This is a genomic window from Pedobacter sp. FW305-3-2-15-E-R2A2 (assembly GCF_038446955.1).
GTDB lineage: Bacteria > Bacteroidota > Bacteroidia > Sphingobacteriales > Sphingobacteriaceae > Pedobacter.
Genome location: NZ_CP151803.1, coordinates 5,075,200 through 5,098,336, shown reverse-complemented (window position 1 = coordinate 5,098,336; position 23,137 = coordinate 5,075,200). Strand labels below are relative to the sequence as shown.

At 40.8% G+C, this 23,137-nt stretch carries 22 protein-coding genes; 12 read left to right on the top strand and 10 right to left on the bottom strand.

Going from position 1 to position 23,137, the window contains the following annotated elements:
- Nucleotides 1–96: 96 nt before the first annotated feature.
- From AAFF35_RS20575 to AAFF35_RS20565, 3 genes are all read right to left on the bottom strand, one after another.
- Entirely contained in the window at nt 97–423 is a 327-nt protein-coding gene (locus AAFF35_RS20575; RefSeq protein WP_074605779.1) for an iron-sulfur cluster assembly accessory protein, read from the bottom strand.
- Between the two features lie 69 nt (nt 424–492).
- Nucleotides 493–906, bottom strand: coding sequence for a Fe-S cluster assembly scaffold IscU (gene iscU / locus AAFF35_RS20570; RefSeq protein WP_037445199.1), 414 nt, complete (start codon nt 904–906; stop codon nt 493–495).
- 63 nt (nt 907–969) lie between these two features.
- The gene (locus AAFF35_RS20565; RefSeq protein ID WP_124583610.1) at nt 970–2,181 is read right to left on the bottom strand and encodes an IscS subfamily cysteine desulfurase; all 1,212 of its coding nucleotides are present in this window, start codon (nt 2,179–2,181) and stop codon (nt 970–972) included.
- A gap of 125 nt (nt 2,182–2,306) precedes the next feature.
- Here AAFF35_RS20565 and mce point away from each other — a divergent pair, with 125 nt between their 5' ends.
- The 8 genes from mce to AAFF35_RS20525 all read left to right on the top strand — a co-directional run bounded on the left by mce (nt 2,307) and on the right by AAFF35_RS20525 (nt 8,029).
- Nucleotides 2,307–2,714: a methylmalonyl-CoA epimerase gene (mce, locus tag AAFF35_RS20560; RefSeq protein WP_342328412.1), complete on the top strand. Its 408-nt coding sequence runs from the start codon at nt 2,307–2,309 to the stop codon at nt 2,712–2,714.
- A complete protein-coding gene (locus AAFF35_RS20555) occupies nt 2,714–3,001 on the top strand; it encodes a hypothetical protein (RefSeq protein ID WP_342328411.1) in 288 nt (95 codons plus the stop codon). Before mce ends, AAFF35_RS20555 begins: the two co-directional genes overlap by 1 nt.
- Nucleotides 3,002–3,098: 97 nt before the next feature.
- Nucleotides 3,099–3,347, top strand: a complete 249-nt coding sequence (locus AAFF35_RS20550) for a type B 50S ribosomal protein L31 (protein ID WP_069377557.1) — start codon at nt 3,099–3,101, stop codon at nt 3,345–3,347.
- Between the two features lie 71 nt (nt 3,348–3,418).
- Nucleotides 3,419–4,597, top strand: a complete 1,179-nt coding sequence (locus tag AAFF35_RS20545) for a GlmU family protein (RefSeq protein WP_342328410.1) — start codon at nt 3,419–3,421, stop codon at nt 4,595–4,597.
- Between the two features lie 58 nt (nt 4,598–4,655).
- A complete protein-coding gene (tpiA, locus tag AAFF35_RS20540; protein WP_342328409.1) occupies nt 4,656–5,420 on the top strand; it encodes a triose-phosphate isomerase in 765 nt (254 codons plus the stop codon).
- Nucleotides 5,420–6,259 carry a 50S ribosomal protein L11 methyltransferase gene (gene prmA, locus AAFF35_RS20535; RefSeq protein WP_342328408.1) on the top strand — a complete coding sequence of 280 codons (840 nt, stop codon included), beginning with the start codon at nt 5,420–5,422 and terminating at the stop codon, nt 6,257–6,259. The genes tpiA and prmA overlap by 1 nt, the downstream gene beginning before the upstream one ends.
- 43 nt (nt 6,260–6,302) lie before the next feature.
- The gene (locus AAFF35_RS20530) at nt 6,303–7,664 is read left to right on the top strand and encodes a Mur ligase family protein (protein ID WP_342328407.1); all 1,362 of its coding nucleotides are present in this window, start codon (nt 6,303–6,305) and stop codon (nt 7,662–7,664) included.
- A gap of 35 nt (nt 7,665–7,699) precedes the next feature.
- The gene (locus AAFF35_RS20525; RefSeq protein WP_073232843.1) at nt 7,700–8,029 is read left to right on the top strand and encodes a helix-turn-helix transcriptional regulator; all 330 of its coding nucleotides are present in this window, start codon (nt 7,700–7,702) and stop codon (nt 8,027–8,029) included.
- A 6-nt stretch (nt 8,030–8,035) separates the two neighbouring features.
- Here the strand turns inward: AAFF35_RS20525 and AAFF35_RS20520 are convergent, their stop codons facing one another.
- The 4 genes from AAFF35_RS20520 to AAFF35_RS20505 form a co-directional block, all read right to left on the bottom strand.
- Complete coding sequence (locus AAFF35_RS20520) at nt 8,036–9,154, bottom strand: GNAT family N-acetyltransferase (RefSeq protein ID WP_342328406.1); 1,119 nt, start codon at nt 9,152–9,154, stop codon at nt 8,036–8,038.
- Nucleotides 9,155–9,223: 69 nt separating this feature from the next.
- Nucleotides 9,224–9,412, bottom strand: coding sequence for a hypothetical protein (locus AAFF35_RS20515; protein ID WP_124583594.1), 189 nt, complete (start codon nt 9,410–9,412; stop codon nt 9,224–9,226).
- Nucleotides 9,413–9,823: 411 nt separating this feature from the next.
- Entirely contained in the window at nt 9,824–12,766 is a 2,943-nt protein-coding gene (locus tag AAFF35_RS20510) for a two-component regulator propeller domain-containing protein (RefSeq protein WP_342328405.1), read from the bottom strand.
- A gap of 7 nt (nt 12,767–12,773) precedes the next feature.
- Nucleotides 12,774–13,553: a LytTR family DNA-binding domain-containing protein gene (locus AAFF35_RS20505; RefSeq protein WP_342328404.1), complete on the bottom strand. Its 780-nt coding sequence runs from the start codon at nt 13,551–13,553 to the stop codon at nt 12,774–12,776.
- 234 nt (nt 13,554–13,787) lie between these two features.
- Between AAFF35_RS20505 and AAFF35_RS20500 the strand changes: the two genes are divergently transcribed.
- Nucleotides 13,788–14,507: a ferritin-like domain-containing protein gene (locus AAFF35_RS20500; protein ID WP_342328403.1), complete on the top strand. Its 720-nt coding sequence runs from the start codon at nt 13,788–13,790 to the stop codon at nt 14,505–14,507.
- Between the two features lie 11 nt (nt 14,508–14,518).
- On the top strand, nt 14,519–15,364 hold the full coding sequence (locus AAFF35_RS20495) for a ferritin-like domain-containing protein (RefSeq protein ID WP_342328402.1): 846 nt from the start codon (nt 14,519–14,521) through the stop codon (nt 15,362–15,364).
- A 55-nt stretch (nt 15,365–15,419) separates the two neighbouring features.
- Here AAFF35_RS20495 and AAFF35_RS20490 read toward each other — a convergent pair whose 3' ends face one another.
- Entirely contained in the window at nt 15,420–16,544 is a 1,125-nt protein-coding gene (locus tag AAFF35_RS20490) for a CofH family radical SAM protein (RefSeq protein ID WP_342328401.1), read from the bottom strand.
- 100 nt (nt 16,545–16,644) lie between these two features.
- Between AAFF35_RS20490 and AAFF35_RS20485 the strand changes: the two genes are divergently transcribed.
- The gene (locus AAFF35_RS20485; RefSeq protein ID WP_342328400.1) at nt 16,645–17,889 is read left to right on the top strand and encodes a pitrilysin family protein; all 1,245 of its coding nucleotides are present in this window, start codon (nt 16,645–16,647) and stop codon (nt 17,887–17,889) included.
- Complete coding sequence (locus AAFF35_RS20480) at nt 17,882–19,156, top strand: pitrilysin family protein (RefSeq protein WP_342328399.1); 1,275 nt, start codon at nt 17,882–17,884, stop codon at nt 19,154–19,156. The genes AAFF35_RS20485 and AAFF35_RS20480 overlap by 8 nt, the downstream gene beginning before the upstream one ends.
- Before the next feature lie 15 nt (nt 19,157–19,171).
- On the opposite strand, the gene AAFF35_RS20475 is transcribed toward AAFF35_RS20480, so the two are convergent.
- Nucleotides 19,172–21,070 carry a DUF3857 domain-containing protein gene (locus AAFF35_RS20475; protein WP_342328398.1) on the bottom strand — a complete coding sequence of 633 codons (1,899 nt, stop codon included), beginning with the start codon at nt 21,068–21,070 and terminating at the stop codon, nt 19,172–19,174.
- Nucleotides 21,070–23,073, bottom strand: a complete 2,004-nt coding sequence (locus AAFF35_RS20470) for a DUF3857 domain-containing protein (protein WP_342328397.1) — start codon at nt 23,071–23,073, stop codon at nt 21,070–21,072. The genes AAFF35_RS20475 and AAFF35_RS20470 overlap by 1 nt, the downstream gene beginning before the upstream one ends.
- Nucleotides 23,074–23,137 lie beyond the last annotated feature (64 nt).

The following is a 23,137-nucleotide window of genomic DNA, read 5'->3' as shown; positions in this document are numbered from 1 at the left end:
TTATTTTGTTTGATTGGAGGGACAATGATAAACTTTTTTCTTTGGAAATGAAAAAAGGGCACGATTGTGCCCTTTAAAATAAATAAGGTTTATCTTTTAAACAGAGAAGCTTTCGCCACAACCGCAAGAGCGGCTTGCATTGGGATTATTGAAGTTAAATCCCTTTCCGTTTAAACCATCTGTAAAGTCTAGTTCAGTACCTGCAAGATATAGGAAGGATTTCATGTCTAATGCGATCCTGATTCCTCTATCTTCAAAAAACTGGTCTCCGGCTTTCTCTTCGTTATCAAAATCTAAATTGTATGATAAACCTGAGCAGCCTCCACCTTTAACAGAGACACGCAAAAAATATTTTTCATCCAGATGCGAATCCTGCATCAGGTGATCAATTTTGCTTTTCGCTTTATCGGTTATCGTAATCATCTTTTTATAATATTTAATTTCAGGAATGATCGTTCAAATGGTATACCAAAACTAAAATCAGAATAGAAATTAGTGATGAGATTTAGGCATTGCAATCGGCTCCATACCATTTTTAACACGGTAATCGTTGATTGCTGACTTGATCGCATCTTCTGCCAATACAGAACAGTGGATTTTTACCGGAGGTAATGCCAGTTCTTCCACGATGTCCATGTTGTCAATAGTTAATGCTTCATCAACAGTTTTTCCTTTTAACCATTCTGTAGCTAAAGAAGAAGAAGCAATGGCAGATCCGCAACCAAAGGTTTTGAATTTTGCATCTGTAATTACATTATTTTCATCTACTTCAATCTGCAGGCGCATCACGTCACCGCACTCAGGTGCGCCAACTAATCCTGTTCCAACAGATTTGCTATCTTTATTTAAAGTACCAACGTTTCTTGGGTTGGTATAGTGTTCCATTACTTTCTCTGAGTATGCCATTTTGTTTTCCTCCAAATCCCCGGTTAGGGATTGATTTTAATGTTGTTTATTTAAGGGAGAAGCTTAGTGCTCCGCCCATTCAATTTTGCTTAAGTCAATTCCATCTTTAAACATTTCCCACAGTGGAGAAAGATCTCTCAGGTGGTTTACTGCTTTTTTAGTGTTTTCAATAGCATAATCAATCTCTTCTTCAGTCGTAAAACGACCCAATCCGAAACGGATAGAAGAGTGTGCTAAATCATCCGAAAGACCTAAGCTTTTTAACACATATGAAGGCTCAAGTGAAGCAGAAGTACAAGCTGAACCCGAAGATACCGCTAAGTCTTTCATTGCCATCATCAGGCCTTCACCTTCTACATATTTAAAGGAGATATTTGCTACATGAGGTAAACGGTGTTCTACATTACCATTTACATAACTTTCTTCCATCTGGCTTAAAGATGCTTCCAGTTTATCTCTTAATTTAGACAAACGTTTGGCTTCTTCATCCATTTCAAGACGACAAAGCTCACATGCTTTACCCAAACCAACGATTCCAGGTACATTTAATGTTCCTGAACGCATGCCACGCTCATGACCACCACCATCAATCTGTGCAGTAACTTTAACCCTTGGGTTTTTACGACGTACATATAATACACCAACACCTTTAGGACCGTACATTTTGTGTGCAGAGAAAGCCATTAAGTCAATTCCGTCTGCATTTACATCTACAGGAATTTTTCCTACAGCCTGCGTGGCATCAGTCATGAATAAGGCACCGAATTTATGTGCAATTGCAGAGATTTCTTTAACCGGCTGAACCACACCGATCTCATTGTTACCATACATAATGGTTACCAGGATCGTTTGTTCTGTCATTGCTGCTTCCAGTTCCTGAAGATCGATTAATCCGTCTTCTTTCACTTTCAGGTAAGTTACTTTAGCACCTAATTTCTCCAGGTGTTTACAAGTATCCAAAACAGCTTTGTGTTCCGTAGTCGCGGTAATGATGTGATTACCTTTATCCGAGTACATTTCAAAAACTCCTTTGATACCTAAATTGTCTGCTTCTGTTGCACCCGAAGTAAAGATGATTTCTTTTTCAGTACAGCCAATTAGTTTTGCCGCTTGTTCACGTGCGTAATCAACACCTTCTTCAGCAACCCATCCAAAAGCATGGTTACGGCTGGCAGCATTACCAAATTTGCTGGTGAAATATGGTAGCATCGCTTCTAAAACCCTTGGATCAAGAGGAGTAGTCGCATTGTTATCTAAGTAAATAGGAAGTTCCATCGTATATATTTATTCTTATTAATACACAAAGGTACAAAAAAAGAATGCCAACAATTATAAATAATAGCTATGACCGTATAGTTAAAACACGCATTTTTACATTTTTCTAACCGTTTAATCAGAATATGAGGAAAATTGAGCATATAGGTATTGCTGTTAAGGACCTGGATTTATCCTGCGATCTTTACGAAAAGCTATTAAATACCGCTTGCTATAAAAAAGAAGAGGTGGCTTCGGAAGGTGTGAATACTGCTTTTTTTAAAACCGGGGAAAACAAGATTGAATTGTTGTCGGCCACAAATCCTGACAGTCCGATTGCAAAATTCCTGGAAAAAAGAGGAGAGGGGATTCACCATATTGCTTTCGATGTGGAAGATATCCTGGCGGAAATGGAACGCCTGAGGGGAGAAGGTTTTGTCTTATTGAATGAGCAGCCTAAAAAAGGGGCAGACCATAAACTGGTTTGTTTTCTTCATCCAAAAGGAACAAACGGAGTGCTGGTAGAGTTGTGTCAGGAGATCAAAGCAGAATAATGGAAGACCTGAAGTCATTAACCACCATCATCAGCAGGGATTTTGAAATTGAAGATTTAGTCTCAGAAGCTTTGTTACGGGAAAGACTGGTGGAGGCATTTGCTTATTTGCTGGACAACGACATTTCCAAAATGATGAATATCTTGTATCGTACAGACGTAAATGAGGACAAATTGAAAGCGCTTCTGATCAGCAATTCAGAGCTGCCTTCGGCTGAAGTCATCGCTGATGCCTATTTAACAAGGCAAAAAGAGAAAATTGAGACCCGGAAAAAGTATAGTAGATAATTTTTCCACACTTACTTGCTATTGAAAAATAATTTTAGGATATTTGCAACCTTAAAAATAAGCGAGAAATAAGGAAATATAATAATATATAAACATTATGAAAAAAGATCTGCATCCATCAAACTATAGATTTGTAGTATTTAAAGATATGTCAAACGAATATTCTTTTTTAACTAAATCTTGTGTAGATACTAAAGAATCAATTCAGTGGGAAGATGGTAACGAATATCCTCTTTACAAATTAGAGATTTCACACACTTCACACCCTTTCTATACTGGTAAAATGAAGTTGGTAGATACTGCTGGTCGTATCGATAAATTTAAAACTCGTTACGCTAAGAAGTAATTCCACCAAAAAAGGTAATTATTTTAAGTCCCGATGCTGTTGCTTCGGGACTTTTTTTATTTTTGTAGCTTATGACAATCAATTTATTTGATGATAATGCCTGGCTATCTCTTCGCCCGTTATCTTTCACAAGACCAGTGGCCGACCTTCGTGTCGGAATTTTAACCATCGCTCAAAAATGGGAAAAACACCTGGGGGCCACTGCCGGCTTTTTTACCCTTCCTTATCTTGCCCTTAAATATCCTGCTCAAACCGGGGCTGATTTGGCCATTAATGGTTCTGTATGTCCTGATATCGGTTTACTGGAAGCAATTGACAAGCTCCGTGTGGGAGAGGTTTTGAAAAAACAAGACCTGGTGATCGCTTATCGTGGAGCAACAGGGATGCAATTGGATCAGACCCGGGATTTAACACCTGTGCTTTATGAAGAGGAACTGACCAGAATATACTATCCTGAAGATATTTTTAAAAATAATGACGGGGAACTTAAGAAAGACTTTACCTTGCTGACCAAAGGCCGAACTTCGCAGGCGTTAAGCCAGACCAATACCTTATTAGGAGAAGATATTTTTGTTGAAGAAGGTGGAGGTGCAGAATGTTCTACATTTAACAGCCTGAATGGACCTATATATATTGGTGAAAACAGTCAGGTTTGGGAAGGTACACACATTAGGGGATCTTTCGCACTTTGTCATGATTCACAGGTAAAGATGGGGGCTAAAATCTACGGACAAACCACCATCGGACCTTTCAGCAGGGTCGGTGGAGAGATCAATAATGCGGTGATCTGGGGTTACTCCGGGAAGGGCCACGAAGGCTATCTGGGGAACTCGGTATTGGGACAATGGTGTAACATTGGTGCCGATACGAATAACTCTAACCTGAAGAACAATTATGCCGAAGTCAAACTTTGGGATTATACCGAAGAAAGCTTTCGTAAAACAGGGTTACAGTTTTGCGGGCTGATCATGGCTGATCATGTTAAATGTGGGATCAACACCATGTTTAATACCGGAACCGTGGTAGGGGTAAGTGCCAATGTATTTGGTTCAGGCTTTCCGAGAAATTTCATTCCGGACTTTGCCTGGGGTGGAGCACATGGCTTTGAGACCTATCAGCTGGATAAAATGTTCGAGACCACAGAAAAGGTCTTTGAACGTAGAAAAACAGCATTTAACGAAGTAGAGAAAAATATTTTAAAAGAAGTCTTTGAGCGGACTCAAGCTTATAGAACTTCTGATAATAACTAGAAAAACCAGCAGGGCCGGGGATATTCGATCCCATAAGGTCTGCTAAAACAATAAACATATGACCAGAAAAAAAATTGTTGCCGGAAATTGGAAAATGAACCTGGATTATGCCGAAGGCGTATCCTTGTTTTCAGAGATTGTAAATATGGTAAGAGATGAGAAAAAAGGGGATCAAATCGCCATCATCTGCTCACCTTACCTACATTTAAACAGTTTGGCAAAACTAGGTGGCGAAACGGTTAAGATTGGTGCTCAGAACTGCCATCAGAATGAAAGCGGTGCTTTTACAGGAGAGATCTCTGCAAAGATGATCAAATCTGTAGGCGCTGAATATGTGATCATTGGTCACTCTGAAAGACGTCAGTATTTTGCAGAAAGCGATGAGTTGCTGGCACAAAAAACGGTGATCGCTTTGAAAAATGGCCTGACGCCGATTTTCTGTATCGGAGAGACTTTAGACGAAAGAAATAACGGAAGCTATTTTGAGGTCCTTAAATCTCAGCTAGACCATGGTATTTTTGGATTGGATGCTGCAGATTTCTCTAAATTGGTGATCGCTTATGAACCAGTATGGGCGATTGGAACAGGCTTAACTGCAACTTCAGATCAGGCTCAGGAAGTTCATGCTTATATCCGTAAGGAGATCGCTGCTAAATATGGTGAAGAGATTGCAGCAGCAACTTCTATCCTGTATGGCGGAAGTGCTAATCCTAAAAATGCAGCGGAATTGTTCGCTCAACCGGATATCGATGGTGGCCTGATTGGTGGTGCCTCATTGAAATCCAGAGATTTTGTAGATATCGTTAAAACTTTCAATTCTTAATGCAGTACATACAGGTAACATTCAGCTTTACAGCGATAGAAGAATATCAGCAGGATTTGCTGATCAGTGATTTGGCGGAGATTGGCTACAATACATTTGAAGATACTGAAAATGGATTTGCCGCCTTTATTGATTTCGATAGTTATAAAAAAGAGAACCTTGCTGATGTTTTAGCCAGGTATGAGGGAGAATTTGAATCCAATTACACCATCACAGAAATTGCTGCGGAGAACTGGAATGAAGAATGGGAAAAGAATTTTGAACCCCTGATCATCGACGATCAATGTTATGTCAGGGCCACTTTTCACCAGCCACAGCCTCAATATCAATATGAGATCGTGATCGATCCTAAAATGGCTTTCGGAACAGGGCACCATCAGACCACTACGATGATGATGCAGTATATCCTGTCGACTGACGTTGCGGGTAAGACCGTTCTTGATATGGGTTGCGGAACGGGGATTCTAGCCATTCTTGCTTCAAAAAAAGGCGCATCATCATTGGTTGCAATAGACAATGATGAGGTTTGTTACCAGAGTACTTTAGAAAACTCCGCTTTAAATCAGATCAGCAATATTACTGCTGCATGTGGTGGCAAGGAAATGATTCCTGCACAGCCTTTTGAGGTGATTCTTGCCAATATCAACCGGAATATCCTGCTTGATCAGATGGAGGTATATGCTTCAGTGCTGACTGCCGGTGGAAGTATCTTCTTCAGTGGATTCTACGAATCTCCGGACCTGGATATGATCAAAGCAGAATGTGAGAAATTCCAGATCAGGTATATCGATCATAAAAAGATCGGGGAATGGGTTGCTGCCCGCTTTAAAAAAGATTAATACCGCTCCGGCGGTATAATTTATTCATCATTATCATAGACATATGCGCGTACATTTTATAGCTATCGGTGGTAGTGCCATGCACAATCTTGCCATTGCATTACATAAAAAAGGATATCAGGTAACGGGATCTGATGACGTTATTTTTGAACCTTCTGTAAGCAGGCTTGCCCGACATGGCATCTTGCCCGAAAAAATGGGATGGGATGCCGGTAGAATTACTACTGATTTAGATGTGGTGATTTTAGGGATGCATGCTTTGCTGGATAACCTGGAGCTATTGAAAGCCCAGGAACTGGGATTGAAAATATACTCTTATCCGGAATATATTTATGAACAGACGAAAGATAAGCTTAGAGTGGTTATCGGAGGAAGTCATGGAAAGACCACGATCACTTCCATGATCCTGCATGTATTGAACTATTATAACAGAGATTTTGATTACCTGGTAGGCGCACAGCTGGCTGGTTTTGATACCATGGTGAAGGTTACGGATTCAGCCCCGTTGATCATTATTGAGGGGGATGAATACCTGGCTTCTCCAATAGACCGCAGGCCGAAATTTCATTTGTACAAAGCAAATATCGGGGTGATCAGCGGAATCGCATGGGACCACATCAATGTGTTCCCAACCTTTGAAGATTACACCCATCAGTTTGACTTGTTTATTGATACCATTCAGCCGGGTGGAAAATTAATTTACTGCGCTGCTGACGAAGATTTGAATAAAATGGTCTTGAAATCAAAGGCCAATGTAGAAAAAATAGGTTATGAAATTCCTCAGCATGAGGTGAAAGACGGTATAACTTCCCTGTTGCCTGACCACACCGTTTTAAATGTCTTTGGAAATCATAACTTGATGAACCTCAATGCCGCGAGGTTGGTTTGTAATGCTTTATCGGTGACTGATGAGCAGTTCAATCAGGCGATTTCTTCTTTTACAGGAGCGGCGAAAAGGCTGGAGCTGCTTAGTAAAACAGAACAGACAAATGTATATAAAGATTTTGCACACTCGCCTTCAAAGTTGAAAGCGACTATCCAGGCGGTGAAAACTCAATTTACTGAAAGGAAATTGGTGGCGTGTATAGAGTTACATACATTTAGCAGTTTGAATAAAGATTTTTTAACACAGTATGCAGACACGATGATCGAAGCAGATCAGGCAATTGTATATATTGATGAAAAAACTTTTGAGCATAAAAAGATTAAACCTTTTAGCAAATCTGAGGTTCAAATGGCGTTTCAGAGCAAGGAATTGCAGTTTTTTAATAATTCTGATGCGCTTAAAGATTACTTATTAGGGTTGAATTTTGTTGGTACTAACTTATTGTTAATGAGCTCCGGGAATTTTGGTGGCCTGGATTTAGTGAAATTGGCACGCGAGTTGAACACAAAAATAAAATAAAGTACTAACTATAATAATACACCTAAATTAATCACATGAATATCATTGGAAAAAACATTAGACAATTACGCCAGAAAAATGGCTGGAGCCAAGGGGAAGTGGCTAAACGTCTAAATATTTCTATTCCTGCCTTTTCTAAAATTGAAACGGGTATCACAGATATTAACATCTCAAGATTAGAGCAGATTGCGAACCTGTTTGCTGTTTCTACTATGGACATTATCTCTAAAGAAGGAGAAAATCCTCAATCGCTTAATTTTGAAGAAATCAATAGCCTGAAAGATAAACTTTCTTTGAGAGAAGAAGAGATCATCAAACTTCAAAAGAAGGTGATTGACCTCTATGAAGAAATCAGAGAAAAATAAATCTTTTTAGAAGATCTTACGGAGTGTCAGGTGTCGCTTACCAAAAGTGGCACCTGTGGCTTCATGAATGGAGAGCATTTTATCGTTAAAATCTCCTACCCAGGAAAGTTCCAGTTCATCGTACTGATTCAAAGGCAATACATATTCCTTTAGCTTAATGAACAGCGCAGATTCAAGCCCGTGTTTCTGATACGCTTTTTTAGTCCCCATCACAATTGCACGCATCCTGCTCACCCCAACCCAACGCTTGTAAAGAAAGGTCAGCTTTTCGATCAGGCCCAATTTTCCGTTAAAGCCTTTGATCATTTGATTGGCATCAGGAATGATCACCACAAACGAAGCAGGTTCTCCGTTGACATAAGCAAACCAGATCAGCTTTTCATCCATGATGTCTTCCATTTTCTTAAAACTCTCTTCCAGCGTTTCTCTTTTGATGGGTACAAAGTTTTCAAAATCCTGCCATCCATCATTGTAAATGTCCATCAGGTCCTGTACGTACTTTGCCGAATTTTTCTTGGAAAAATATTCAAAGGTATAACCCGGTTTATTGGCTACCCAGTTGGCGATTTTGGTAAAGCGCTCCGGGAAAGGTTTTCTGACCGCGAGGTGATTGGTAATTTGCTCATAGGCTGTCTTAAATCCATAATCTTCAAAAAAGCGATGATAGTATGCGTGATTGTAATTCATGCCGTAAGAAGGGGGTGTAAAGCCTTCTACGAGCAATCCCCAGAAGGAATCATTCTCTCCAAAATTGATGGGGCCATCCATGGCTTTCATTCCTTGTTTCTGCAACCAGGCTTCGGCCGTATCAAACAGCAGGAAAGCCGCTTTTTGATTGTCAGTACATTCAAAGAAACCCATGCCGCCGGTAGGTTGTTCATACTGATGGGCTTTCTTCTCATTGATAAAGGCAGCCACCCGGCCGATGGTATTTCCGGCCTCGTCTTTTAAAATCCAGCGGTTACAGGTACCGTGTTTAAAAAAAGGATTTTTTGCCGCATCGAATATCTGTTCGATTTCCGCATCCAGCGGACAGATCCAGTTGGGATCATCTTTATATAGAAAACGGGCAACGTTTAAAAAATCTTTTTTTGTCTTTGAATCGGATACTGCTATAATCTGCATGTGCTGAGCTGGAATTAAAATAAAAAGCATCCCGGAGAGGATGCTTAAAAAATCATTATGTTCTACCTGTTAATAGTCGTCGTCGTCATCATCACTGAAATTATCGAAGGTATCCAGGTCATCTAAAGGCATGTCAAAATCGTCATCTTCATCATCCTGATATGACTTCTTTTTACTGGTTTCTTCACTTGAATCATCCATCTCAGTTTCAGGGTCAACTAAAGGGCTTTTGTTAATCGGTGTTTTTGGAGTTTTCATTACAAAAAAAATAAATTCAGTAAGGTTTTTATTGGTACGTTAAAAATACAAAAAATCTTTTTAAATATAAACAAAGCTGTTTTATTTGATTTTTTGGTGCATCAAAATTAGTATAAAAAACTTTTATGAGAAGAGTTATTTAAAAATAAATAACAGATTTATTTTGAGCAGCAGAAAGGAGAGAAGAGGGCAAAAAAAATGGTAAAGTTTGAGGCTTTACCATTTTTTAACACACAAATGAAACCTGAATTGAGATATAGTTTTAGGTTAGGTAAAATATCTTTGATCAATTCTATAAGAACGCTTTTTACAAACTATGTTTGTTTTAATATCTATAACAAGTTTAATGCAAATTTCAGCAGGATTTATATAGAGTTAGTAAGTGGTATGTATAATTGAGTAAACGGTAATTTAGGGCATTAAAGGGATAGAAATGGATACAAAAGTGCCTGAAATACCGGTCTGTTGAACCATTACCTGTATAGGATTAGCTTCAACCTGGTTTAATAAATTGATGCGTTCTTTGGTCAGGTCCATTCCTTTACTCTGGTGATCGCCTTTTCTGTTCCTGAGGGAATTGTCTATCCCAACACCATCATCAATGATTTTTATGATCAGGTGATCTGGCCCCTGCAGGTCAATCAGCAAATCGATTTTACCCCCTTCTTCCTTAGGCATAATGCCGTGCCAGATGGCATTTTCAATATAAGGCTGTAAAATCATCGAAGGAACCATCGTTTCTTCTTTATCGATGGCCGGGCTCACCTTGATCTGGTACATCAGTTTATCTCCAAATCTTTTTTTCTCCAGGCTCAGGTAGAGTTCCAGGTAATCCAGTTCTTCCTCCAGCGTAATGAAACTCCGGGTACAGATTTCCAGGTTCTTTCTGATCAGCTTTGCAAATCCCGTCAGGATTTTATTGGCAGAATTGGTATCCTTTGTATTGATGTAATGCTGAATGGAATTCATCACATTGAAGACGAAATGGGGATTCATCATCGCCTGTAAGGCCCGTTGTTCCAGCATGAGGATTTTGTTCTTCAGCAGCAACTGCTCCTGTTCTTTGTTCTTTTGTCGCCGGGTAACCACAACTGCCAGCTTGTAAAAGGCAAAACCTGCCAGCAGAAAAACCAGGATCAGGAACCAGGTCGTTTGCCAGAAATGTGCTTTGAGTACAAAATTAACCTTAGCAGGGCTACCCCAGTTGCTGTTATTTGATTTGGCACTCAGTTCAAAGCTATATTCTCCGGGTTCCAGGGAAGAGAATTCAATCCTCCTGCTTTTTGTTTCCGTCCATGGCGCATCTGCTTTTAAGCGGTACCGGTAAAGGATGTTTTTATTCTGGAAATCTATGGCGCTATAATAAAAGGTAATGCTGTTGTCGGAAGGATCCAATACGTGATCCGGATGGTTCATGCCCAGCTTATTCTTGTTATTTACTACCGAGGTAATGTAAACCTTTGGCGCTTCCTTATTGTGTTCTGATTGATTGTATGCAAAATAAACCAGGCCATTATTGGTGGCAAAATAAGCGTTCTTATCGTCAATATACAGACAATTCACATCATCGGTCAGCAGTGCATTTGTGTATTCAAAGGATTCGACCGTTGCATTTTCCCCATCGAAATAAATCCTGTTGATCCCATTATTGGTGACTACCCAGGTCTGGTTGTTTTTTACAAACAGGCGCTTGCAGATGTTGTCCGCTAAGCCATCCTCCTGTGTGATGACTTTGACGATTCTTCCTTCTTTCATAAAGAGTAAGCCATTTCCATCGGTAGCCAATACAATCGTACGGTCGGGAAGCTCCTGGATGTCGTTAATCCGTTTGGTTAACAGGGGTTGTTTTTCGAAGAAATTAGTTAAGCTTCCCTTATTGAACTCGGATAAGCCGTTGATGTTTGAAAACCATAAGCCTTGCTGCCTATCGTAGAATACGCGGTAAGACCTGTTGTTAAAGAAATCTTCTCCTTGTTTGAACGAAAGTGAGGTGAATTCAAATTTCTTTAGCCTGTCCGGGATAATGACCACCCCTGAAGAAAGTGCCAATGCCAGGTTTTTAAGCCCTCCTGAGGAGATGCTGAAACTCTTAATGACAAACATAGAACTGCTCGTTTCCCGGAGGTAATCGATGTTCCTATTGTTGTTATAAATGTCATTTATCCTGCCCAAACCATAATCAGAAGCAAAATAAATGGAATGGTCAGTGCTGTCGAAAGCAAGTTGTTTAACCGTGTTGTATTTCTTTTTGTCCCCCAATGCAATTTGGCTGATCTGATTGTTCTGCTGATCAACGACATTGATTTTTGCTTCATCCATCCCAAGCCATAACCTGTTCTTATCGTCCTTTATAATGCTTTTTACCAGATCGCTGCTCAGTCCGTTTGCTTTATTGACGACGTAAAGCCGCTCATTTTTCTGAGGAAGCATGTAAATTCCATTGGTCGTTGTAAACCACATATTGCCTTTCGCATCCCTGATCGCCTGACTGGAAGAAATATTGTCCAGGTAACGCCTGGTTTTTCCGTCAGATTCAATATGGTAAATTCCCGAGGCATTACTTAGCCATAGGTCCTTGTTTTGATCCAGGTGAAAATAACCGGGGTCATTACTCAACAATGCAGTATTGACTTTGGTCAGTAATTTTTCTTCCTGACCTGTTCTGATCTTCAGACCGGAGGCATCGAGGTAGGCCAGGGTCTTATCGGGAAGGTTGAGCGCTGTTTTATAGGAAATAGGTAAACTGCTATGTGGGGCAACTTTGAATTTACTCCCTTGCAGCATCCGCACAGAGGTATTGCTGATTGCCCAGATTTTTCCGGCTGCATCCTCATGGACAAAAGTATTGATAAACTGCCGGTCATGGTCGGCAGATATGTATTTTGTAATGTGTTTACCGTTATACATCACGAGCACATTCTTGTTTGTTCCCAACCAGATCCTGCCTTTACTGTCCTGGAAAAAAGAGACAATCACGGCATTGAACTTGAGTAATTTTAATAAATTGTTATTGGTCTCATTGTAGATCTTTCCATTGAAAAAATAGCTGAGCTGCCCATTCAGGGCGAGAAACCAGATTTTTCCGCTTTTATCTTCTTTTAACTGGAGAATCTGGTTGTCGGGAAGACCGTCATTGATGGAAAATGTTTCGAATATTTTACCGTCAAAACGGCTCACCCCTGCATCAGTAGCGATCCAGAGGTATCCTTTACTATCTTGTAAGGTATAAAAACAATTGTTGCTTGGAAGTCCGTTCTTGGTACTGAAATGTTGCAGGTAAGTGCTTTGTGAAAAACCAGTTGTGCTGAACAAAAAGCTTAAAATGCTGATCGTAAAAAGCTTAATGGCCGACATTTTTTTCCTATTTATCACTTTCAAAACGGGTATATGATTTAATCTTCTCTGCAAAATCACTGGCCCGACGTCGGGAAACTGCAATTTTCTCTCCATTCTTCAGGATCACTTCCATGCCATTCTTAGAATTATATTCCTTTAAGTAATTCAGGTTGACAATGCTTGATTTATGGATTCTGACAAACTGTTGTTCGGGAAGGATTTCCTCATATTCTTTTAAAACCTTGGAAACGGTAATGGTTTCTTTATTGGCGAGGTGAAATATAGAGTAATTGCTGTCTGCTTCAATATGAATAATGTCATCAATATTGATCAATGAATAGCCCTGTCCATTAGGTAAACTGATCTTTCTGATCTCATTTCTTTCGGATAAATGAACGGCCAGATTTTGAAGACTTTCATTCCTGTTGTGTTCTTTTTTATCCAGCGCAATATATTTACCGGCTTTTTCTACGGCGAGTTTCAGTTCATCAATATCGATTGGTTTCAACAGATAATCCAGTGCATTGGCCTTGATTGCCCGGAGTGCATACTGATCATAAGCAGTGGTAAAGATGACATGTGATTTACTGAGTTGCGCCTGAGGAATCAGGTCAAATCCATTCTCTCCGGGCATGGCAATGTCCAGGAAAATGAGGTCTATCTTGTTGTTGCTCAGTAAGTGCCTTGCTTCAGCTACAGACTTGGCAATCCCTGAAATATGGATGTTCTCGCAGTTTTCCTGTAATAAGAAATAAAGAGAGGAACGGGCAAATTCTTCATCATCAACAATAATTGTATTCAGCACAGTTTATCAGTTTTATAGGGTGAATTTATTAAAAAATTGAGGGAACTAAGAATATTTCTTCTCCTGCTGAAAACCGTCCTCCTTTTTCTCTCGTAAATGCCTTTATAAAACCCAATAAATTTTATGAACCTGAAACCTGCGCAGGTAAGCTTCATAAGCTTTAAACCCAAAACCAAAAACTATGAAACCATCATGTTTATGATCGCTTCATGGCCATAAAAAAAATATAGCCTTATGAAAAACTTACAAGACGAAAAAGAAATGCTGCAGGAGGAAAGCAGTATTTTTAATTCCACATTGCAGCGTCGTTCTTTCCTGCAATATGCAGGTGCAGGAGCAGCAGGTATCGCATTAATTGCTGCCGGTTGTAAAAAAGACCGCAATCATCCAATGGAGCCGGGAGCCACAGGTGTAACCTTAGATTTTAAAGATGATTTTGGTGTATTAAATTATGCCTATGCATTGGAACAACTGGAAGCCGCCTTTTATATTCAGGTAGCAGCCACTCCCTATGCCAATATCAGCGCAGCAGAGCTTGCCTATTTTAAAGACATTCAGTTTCATGAAATTGCCCATCGCGAATTCTTTAAAAACGCATTGGGAGCAGCAGCGATCGGTAGTCTGGAGGTTGATTTTTCAAAAATCAATTTTGCCGACCGGACCAGTGTGCTGGGGACTGCAAAAGCTTTTGAAGATTTAGGCGTTTCCGCTTATAATGGCGCAGGAAGTTTATTGAAAAGCACCGTTTATTTAACCCTTGCGGGTAAAATTGTTTCTGTGGAGGCCCGTCATGCGGCTTATATCAGAGAGCTGATTTCTCCAAATTCCTTCTCTAATGTGGAAGTCGTGGATATGGTCAATGGCCTGGATAAATCCCGGAACCCGATGGAAGTATTGGCCATAGCAGGTGGATTTGTAAAAACAAAAATCAACGTAACCAATTTAAACGCCTAAACCTGGAAAACATGAATATCGTAGATATATTAGAAGAAATTGAAAAAGTAGACGGGGAAGTGTATGAACGCTTTAGTCCACGAAGAACCGCTATGAAAGAATTTTTCAATATCGGTAAAAAAGTAAGCCTTGCTGCCGTTCCTGTGGCCTTGGGTTCTATGTTTACCAAAGCTTACGGACAAAGTACTTTACCTTCAGGGGTAAAAGCGGTGCTCCAGTTTGCGTTAACATTGGAACATTTTGAAGCCGCATTTTATACCCAGGCTTTAAAAGCAACAGGTGGTGCAGATTTCCCTGGATCAGCGCAGGGTACTTTGGATAAAACTGCCATTGGCATCATCAGCGGACATGAAACTTCACATGTGAACTTCCTGAAAGGGGTGATTGGTTCAGATGCTGTTGCCGCAAAAGCGAGTTACGACTGGACCGCAAGCGGGGCCTTTCCAAATCCTTTTGCTGTTGGTAATTATGGGGTGTTCCTGGCCGTAGCACAGGCACTGGAAGATACTGGCGTGCGCGCTTATAAAGGACAGGCTCCTGCTTTAGTTGGACAGGGAGGCGTGCTGACGGCTGCACTAAACATTCATTCTGTAGAAGCCCGTCATGCTGCGAAAATCCGTTACATGCGTGCCCAAAATGGCTTTGCCATCAAACCATGGATTACCGGAGGAAATGATAGTGGGGTGCCAAATGCGGCTGCAGTATATGCCGGAGAAGAATTGACTACTCAGGCTACCATTTCAATTGTTGGAATTAATGGAACTGCGGTGAACGCTGCGGCGGCCTCAGAATCATTTGATGAGCCATTAACTACCCAACAAGTATTGGATATTGTGAAATTATTTGGAATTTCTTAAGAAGGATGATTGTTTAAGTTTGAGGTGGGAGGGGAACGTGAGTTCCCCTCTTTTTTTAATAATTGATCACCTGCTCTTCCAGGTGTTCCGGAAGATCGCGGTAGTTGTACTGCTGACCACGAAGCTGAGGTTCAAAACCTGCTTCTCTGATCGCATCCTGAATTCCCCTGGCCGTAAAACGGTGTGGAGCTCCAGCCGCAGAAACGACATTCTCTTCAATCATGATGGATCCGAAATCATTTGCTCCGGCATGTAAACACAATTCGGCTACATTTTTTCCCACCGTAAGCCAGGAGGCCTGAATATTTTTAACATTAGGCAGCATAATTCTGCTCAGCGCCAGCATTCTGATGTACTCATCGCCGGAAACATTATTGCTGATGCCCCTTAATCTTTTTAACAAGGTACCGTCATCCTGGAAAGGCCATGGAATAAAAGCAAGGAAACCTTTGGCATCTGCCGGTTTCTCACTTTGAACCTCTCTGATCCATACCAGGTGTTCAAAACGTTCTTCAATGGTTTCTACATGTCCGAACATCATGGTCGCAGAAGTGGTAATGTCCAGCTGATGTGCAGCACGCATCACGTCCAGCCACTCTTTTCCGCCACATTTTCCTTTGGAAATCAATCTTCTGACACGGTCGTTCAGGATTTCAGCACCGGCACCAGGAAGGGAATCCATTCCCGCGGCTTTCAATGCACTCAGCACTTCCGTATGAGAAATGCCTTCCAGCTTCGCTACGTGGGCAATTTCCGGTGGACCTAATGCATGCAGCTTCAGATCAGGATATAATTCTTTGAGTTGTTTAAACAGATCGGCATAAAATTTTAAGCCAAGATCAGGATGATGCCCGCCCTGAAGCAGTAACTGATCGCCACCTAACCTGAAAGTCTCTTCAATTTTAACTTTATAAGTCTCGATATCCGTAATGTAACTCTCGTCGTGGCCAGGTCTTCTGAAGAAATTACAGAATTTACAATTGGCAATACATACGTTAGTGGTGTTTACGTTACGGTCTATCTGCCAGGTCACTTTCCCGCTGGGTACTTGTTTTTTCCTCAGTTCATTGGCTACATAGGCCAGTTCGGCAGTTGATGCATGGTGATACAAAAAAACGCCTTCTTCTTGTGTAAGAAAGTCGAAATGTAAGGCCCTATGCAATAATTCGGCAGTATTCATACTGCAAATATACCATAAGTTCCTTTCTTTTTATTTCACATTATTATCACATTTCCCTTTTGCTTTATTCCTATATTTGACACAATTATTTTTAATAGATATGGTAGATTTTAACCGTTTTACATTGGCCAATGGATTGCGTGTCCTGGTACACGAGGATGATACAACGCCTATGGCGGTGTTAAACATTCTATACGACGTTGGTGCAAGAGACGAAGAACAAGATAAAACCGGCTTTGCCCATTTATTTGAACACCTCATGTTTGGGGGTTCTGTAAATATTCCAAGTTATGATGAACCCCTGCAAAGAGTAGGAGGAGAGAACAATGCTTTTACGAGCAATGACATCACCAATTATTATATCACACTTCCTGCCACCAATCTGGAAACTGCTTTTTGGCTGGAGAGCGATCGCATGCTGAGCCTTGCCTTTTCTGAGAAAAGCCTGGAAACACAACGTAATGTGGTATGTGAAGAGTTTAAACAGCGTTACCTGAATCAGCCTTATGGCGATGTATGGTTGAAACTGAGACCGCTTGCTTATAAGGAACACCCTTACCGCTGGGCCACCATCGGGCAGGACCTGAAGCAGATTGAAGATGCTAAGATGGAAGATGTAAAGGCATTTTTTCAAAAGCATTACAATCCTCAAAATGCCATTATGGTAGTTGGTGGTCATGTAAAGACTGCTGATGTAAAGGCACTTGCTGAGAAATGGTTTGCGCCAATCCCTGCAGGAGAACGGTACCTTAGAAACCTGCCAACAGAACCTCAGCAAAAAGAAGCACGTCAGGAAACGGTAATCGCAGAGGTTCCGCTGAATGCCATCTATATGGCGTTTCAGATGCCGGACAGGGCGGATAAAGATTACCAGGTTTATGACCTGCTGTCGGATATCCTTTCTCAGGGACAATCGTCGAGGTTGTACAATAGCCTGCTAAAAGAACAACAATTGTTCAGCGAAATCAATGCTTACCTGACGGGAAGTATTGACAAAGGATTGTTCATCGTAGAAGGGAAACTGGTAGAAGGGGTAACGATGGAAGCTGCTGAAGCAGCCATCTGGAAAGAACTGAATGCCATCGCGGCAGAAGAAGTAACGGTAGATGAGCTGACCAAAGTGAAAAACAAGTCTGAATCCATCATTGTGTTTGCCGAAATGAGCCTTTTAGATAAGGCGATGAACCTGGCTTATTATGAATTATTAGGGGATGCAAACCTGCTGAACACGGAGATTCATAAATACCATGACGTCACTTCATCACGCATTTTAGAAGTTGCACAACGCACCTTCGTAAAAGAACAATCTTCAATCTTATACTATTTAACTGCTCAAGATGCTTAATCGTACGTTAGCGCCTGAATCGAAACAGGTAGATGAAATAAATTTTATTGAACCATTAAAGCAACAATTGGATAATGGGATTCCTGTATTTACCATCAATGCCGGTAAACAGGAACTGGTACGTATTGAGTTTATCTTTGAAAATGTAAACTGGGACCAGTCAAAACCCCTTCAGGCAGTATCGGTTAGCCACCTGATCAATAATGGAACGGCGAAGCTAACGGCCAAAGATATTGCAGAAAAAGTAGATTATTACGGTGCTTTCCTGCAAACGGAATATGGCGCAGATCAATCGAGTGTAAAGGTTTATACGCTAAATAAACACCTGGCGGCAGTATTGCCGATCCTCAGGTCGATCCTTAATGAGAGTATTTTTCCTCAACAGGAACTGGATATTTTCATTCAAAATCAAAAACAATCGCTCCAGGTGAGCCTGCAGAAAAATGATTTCCTGGCGAGGAAACATTTTGCACATGCCATTTTCGGAGATTCTACCTACGGTTCCAATATAGAAGCATCGGATTACGATGCCATACAGCAGGCAGACTTACTGCGCTATTTTAAAGCAGCATACAAGCCTGAAAACTGTACGATAATTGTTGCAGGGAAGTTCGAACAAAAAGAATTCGATTTGCTGAATAATTTCCTTGGAAAAGAATGGGACAATCATGAAGAATCGGTTGCCAATAAGTTTGAGTTTAGCGAAGGAACAAAAGGAGAAGTGCTGATTGAGCGTCCCGACGCGATTCAGTCGGCCATACGGATGGGAGCACTTGCCATTACCAGAAAACATAAAGATTTTCCGGGATTCCAGGTGATGAATTGTTTGCTTGGCGGTTATTTCGGATCCAGACTGATGGCAAATATCCGTGAGGATAAAGGTTATACGTATGGCATTGGCTCTGCTGTGGTCTCCTTAAAAGACGCTGGTTATTTCTTTATTGCTACAGAAGTAGGAGCAGATGTTTGCAGCAGTGCATTGACGGAGATTGAAAAAGAGATTGAACTCCTGAGAACAGAAACCGTGACTGAAGAAGAATTGAACCTAGTTCGCAATTACATGCTGGGCTCCATGCTGGGCAGTCTGGAGAATGCTTTCTCTCATGCTGACAAGTTTAAAAATGCTTATTTCTCCGGTTTGGACTATACTTATTACGATAACTATATCGAAACCGTAAAAACGATTACCGCTGAAGAACTGAAACAGCTGGCCAATCAATATTTAAACCCGGCCGACTTCACAAAGGTTGTGGTTGGAAAGAAATAAAAGGAAATATCCTGGCTATTCTATTTTAGCCAGGATACCTTTTTGTTTATCCGCCTGATACAGCTTTTTATGAAAAGCTACATAATCATTGTATTTCTCAGCAGGATATTGTTTGTTAATGATAGACTTTGTCCGCGTATAAATGAGGGTGTTGTCTTTGGCAACCACTTTAGCCGTATACTTTCCAAATTCAGATTCAATGAGGATATCTTTAGGGATAAATTCTACTTTAAATCCTTTAGGGATGGTGTATATGACCTCATCTTCATCCAGGTAACCATAATTGAGAGAGAAAGGAGTCTTGCGCTTCTCCATTGGGGTAAGTGAATTTTCCTGTCTGTTCAACAAGTTCATCGTGAGGAATAGTTTTCCCCCGCCTCCGCTGAGCAGCTGACTGCTTTTCAGGCTGATACTTTCATTTAGTAAAGGCTGATCTTTATCCGGCTGGGTATACTTTAGCGAGGTGATCTCCATATTCGGGATACCTAAGGAATTCATGATGTTTTTACGCTGTGTGACAGGTTCTATCAGCATTAATCCAATGTTGTCCTCATATTGGGCATTCGCGTATTTCGTGTCAATCAGGATGTCGGCACTGCCTTCTTCATTGAGATTAACTTTTGTACTCCGTTTCAAATAGTTGGCCGAGGCATTCATAAGCGGTGTTTCCACGAGTTTACCGCCATCTTCGGTCACCAATAAAACCGTTCTGCCCGAATTGTTATTGCCTATAAAGCCTGTCGGGTCATAAGCACTCGTACACTCCAGCCAGGTGGTATCTTTTTCCAAAGGCACACAAAGAATCATGTGATTGGCCTGGTTCATACTGGCATATTTGCGGTTAAGAGAAGGCATGCCATTCCCGATCACAACCAGATTTGATTTAATCCCTGCTTCCTGAAGCATTGCTTTCATATAATTGGAAAGCCCTTTACAATCGCCATAGTTTACGGTAGATACTTTTTCTGCGACGATGGGAGTGAATCCACCTATGCCAAGCTGAACACCTACATACCTTGTGTTTTCCTGTAAATACCGGTAAAGTACTTTAATTTTTTCTTTTGGTGATTTCGCATCTTTGATGAGTGCCTGTACTTTTGCTTTTGCGGGTTCCGGTAAGACCTGGGAGCCACTGCTCAATTGGTACAACCAGCCACCCAGTTTCTGCCAGTTTTCGATATTTGCTTTGGAGCTGTCATATTCAAACTGATTGGGAGCTAAGGTAACCCAGGGAGTGACCGTCTTTAATCCTGTACTCATCGGCTCATGGACCAATGCAGGAACAGCCGTGCAGGACCATTGGTACTGCATCAGGTCTTTTACAGTCGTAGAATCCGTTTTCAATCCAACGCTGTTCATTCGCTTAAAGCTAAATGATTTCGGGATCTTAAAAGTATAGGAAGATTTCTCTACCGCCATTGCCCATGAGGATACCGGATTCCAGGAAGGGTAGCTTAAAATACCACTGTAATCAACACTATAGCTATACTCAATCGTATAAGGAAAAGAAGCATATAGAAATTCCATGAACTTTATCCTGCTGTCTGAATAAAGTGTACCTCCGGATACCGCGCTCCTGTCTTTGAAGTCCGAAGAGCGATACTCCTTTATTTTTGTTCCTTTTGCATCGTAAAGTGTTGCTTTTAAATTGTAGACATTCGAGAACTTGTCATAATGCTCGTACATGTTGGACGCGCCTTCTCCCTTTTTATTTAAAATGGTTACGGCTGTTTTATAGTCTTGTCTGGCTGTTCCCAGTCCCTTGACCTCATACACCATTTCTTCGTTTCTGACTACTAAGGCTGCATTTTCCGTTAGCACAGCAGGAATTTTGCTTACATCATATTCTCCCTGAGCATAGCTACAGATCCCGGCAAAGCTCAGCATGGCCGTTAACATCAATTTCTGTTTCATTAAATCTTTTTAAATACGATTTGTTCCGCCTGCTTTCTCACAATGTTTTTAAACAGTTCTTTTAAGTCCTGATATTCCTCCGGTGTATAAAAAGCTTTTTTAAAGGTGATTTTGCTGGATAGTAATAGTTTGTTTGCTTCTGTTGCGGTCATAAAAGTAAAAGAGGCACTTTCATCAGGTAACACAATTTTTTCATTTTTCGGCATCTTGTCCAGTTGATATGCCGTAGGAAAATCAATGGTAATGCGGTAATTCTCTTCCGTCGGATAACCAAAATCTACCGGGAATTTCCGTTCTTCGAGCTTGAATGGATTTTCTTTAGTCCGGTCAAATAACAAAGGGCTGAGGTATACTAAATTGCCCGCTTCCTCCACGTTCTCTTCGATCAGGACGTCCATCACTTCTGCTAAGGGCTCTTCCGCAAGGTTTAAATTCGTAACCTGGTAATTCTTAACACTTAGGCCGGGTTTGTCTTCTTTGTATTTCTTCAGGTATTCTTCTTCATTTGCTGCAGCCTGATAACTATCGCGGCGCCCCAGTCCTTCATAATTCGTGAAGGAAAGAAATAGCTTGCCTGAAAGTTTATTTTCAGCATCGAGCACCAGGCTATAGGTGATGTTTTTCCGGCTGATTTTGTTCTCTTCCAGAGACATCCATTCTCCGTTTTCTGATGCCAGATCTACCCTGAATCCCTCATGATTGAGGTTGTCGTAAGAAATTAAGCCTGGGGTATGGTTCTTGTCTGTCGCATCCAGAAGGAGGTACTTTTCTCCGGCTTGAACCGCTACAATCACATTGTCAAACTGCGTTAACATTGGAAATCCGGGATGCATCCCATTGGATCTGGTACTGAGCAATACCGGGAATGCTTTAACATCTGTTTCATTCAATAAGCTATATAAACTCAGGTTGATATCTGCAGAATTCCCTGATTTCTTCTCAAAAACAGCTTTTGGATTGGAAACCGTCGCATATTTGCCGTTATCATCGTCCCATTTTACATTGTTTTTAACGTGGTTGAAGAGTATTTTGACGATGCTGTCGGGATTCTTTTCCCCTTTGATCAGCTGTTGCACGAGATTCTTATTGTAGCTTCTTTTATCTGTAAATGAGCCAAACTTTTCGTTCTCTTTTAACATCTTCACGATCTTTGGCCAGCTGGAGGTATGCTCCTGATACATCGCACCCGGAAAACGAGTGGCACTCAGTTCAAATTCAATCTTACTTACGTAATCGTTCAGTGTAGTAATGAAACGTTCTGTTTTTAGCGCAGGAACATTTTCGGCAATATAAGTGCTCTGGTTAACCGCTGCACTGAGTTGATCTCCTCTCAGGATATAGGTTTGATTTTGAACCTCATGACTTGGATTTAAATGAATAAAGCCACCAGCTGTTGTCTTATAAGTGTAATATTCTGGAATGCTGATCTGAAGGCTGGAGTATAAAACCGGAATTTCTTTTTGGAAATACCATGGCCTGAGTGTGAAGACAAAGTCAGATTTAGTTCTGTATTTATATTCAATAATGGCCCCTTCTTTTACATTGGGAAGGGTGAATTTCTTCATCGTAAAGTTCTTGTCCTGTTTTTCGGAAAACTTAGCCTCTTTATTGATTTTGCTCACCACCATTTTCCCGTTTTCCATATTGTAGGTCGCCGCATCCATATAGTCGAGTGAGGTTTCATAACCATTATCGCGGTACAACTGAATCTCTAAATTCGCCAGATCATACCCGCTTTTATTGATGATCTTATAACGGGTATGTCGTTCAAATACATATACAAAGCCGTTGGTCTTCGGACTTAATTCAAACCAGCCTTTACCTACGTCGAACAAGGCTACGGCGGAGGCGGCAGAATCTATACCTACGACTTTCGTGTCGAATTCTTTAGGATCGATTTTTCCATATTTGAATGTTTTTGGGATAACAGGTTTGTTCTGAGCGTAAGAGCAGAGCGAAGCCAGGAAGAAAATGCCGGATAACAGCAGCTTTATCTTGTTCATGAGTAGTTAATTATTTTGCACAATTATAGCTATTTTTCTTCAGGAGAAAAATTATATTTTTTTG

Coding starts and splice junctions, on each gene's coding strand:
- AAFF35_RS20575 (WP_074605779.1), bottom strand. CDS start 423: ATGATTACGATAACCGATAAAGCGAAAAGCAAAATTGATCACCTGATG.
- iscU (WP_037445199.1), bottom strand. CDS start 906: ATGGCATACTCAGAGAAAGTAATGGAACACTATACCAACCCAAGAAAC.
- AAFF35_RS20565 (WP_124583610.1), bottom strand. CDS start 2,181: ATGGAACTTCCTATTTACTTAGATAACAATGCGACTACTCCTCTTGAT.
- mce (WP_342328412.1), top strand. CDS start 2,307: ATGAGGAAAATTGAGCATATAGGTATTGCTGTTAAGGACCTGGATTTA.
- AAFF35_RS20555 (WP_342328411.1), top strand. CDS start 2,714: ATGGAAGACCTGAAGTCATTAACCACCATCATCAGCAGGGATTTTGAA.
- AAFF35_RS20550 (WP_069377557.1), top strand. CDS start 3,099: ATGAAAAAAGATCTGCATCCATCAAACTATAGATTTGTAGTATTTAAA.
- AAFF35_RS20545 (WP_342328410.1), top strand. CDS start 3,419: ATGACAATCAATTTATTTGATGATAATGCCTGGCTATCTCTTCGCCCG.
- tpiA (WP_342328409.1), top strand. CDS start 4,656: ATGACCAGAAAAAAAATTGTTGCCGGAAATTGGAAAATGAACCTGGAT.
- prmA (WP_342328408.1), top strand. CDS start 5,420: ATGCAGTACATACAGGTAACATTCAGCTTTACAGCGATAGAAGAATAT.
- AAFF35_RS20530 (WP_342328407.1), top strand. CDS start 6,303: ATGCGCGTACATTTTATAGCTATCGGTGGTAGTGCCATGCACAATCTT.
- AAFF35_RS20525 (WP_073232843.1), top strand. CDS start 7,700: ATGAATATCATTGGAAAAAACATTAGACAATTACGCCAGAAAAATGGC.
- AAFF35_RS20520 (WP_342328406.1), bottom strand. CDS start 9,154: ATGCAGATTATAGCAGTATCCGATTCAAAGACAAAAAAAGATTTTTTA.
- AAFF35_RS20515 (WP_124583594.1), bottom strand. CDS start 9,412: ATGAAAACTCCAAAAACACCGATTAACAAAAGCCCTTTAGTTGACCCT.
- AAFF35_RS20510 (WP_342328405.1), bottom strand. CDS start 12,766: ATGTCGGCCATTAAGCTTTTTACGATCAGCATTTTAAGCTTTTTGTTC.
- AAFF35_RS20500 (WP_342328403.1), top strand. CDS start 13,788: ATGAAAAACTTACAAGACGAAAAAGAAATGCTGCAGGAGGAAAGCAGT.
- AAFF35_RS20495 (WP_342328402.1), top strand. CDS start 14,519: ATGAATATCGTAGATATATTAGAAGAAATTGAAAAAGTAGACGGGGAA.
- AAFF35_RS20490 (WP_342328401.1), bottom strand. CDS start 16,544: ATGAATACTGCCGAATTATTGCATAGGGCCTTACATTTCGACTTTCTT.
- AAFF35_RS20485 (WP_342328400.1), top strand. CDS start 16,645: ATGGTAGATTTTAACCGTTTTACATTGGCCAATGGATTGCGTGTCCTG.
- AAFF35_RS20480 (WP_342328399.1), top strand. CDS start 17,882: ATGCTTAATCGTACGTTAGCGCCTGAATCGAAACAGGTAGATGAAATA.
- AAFF35_RS20475 (WP_342328398.1), bottom strand. CDS start 21,070: ATGAAACAGAAATTGATGTTAACGGCCATGCTGAGCTTTGCCGGGATC.
- AAFF35_RS20470 (WP_342328397.1), bottom strand. CDS start 23,073: ATGAACAAGATAAAGCTGCTGTTATCCGGCATTTTCTTCCTGGCTTCG.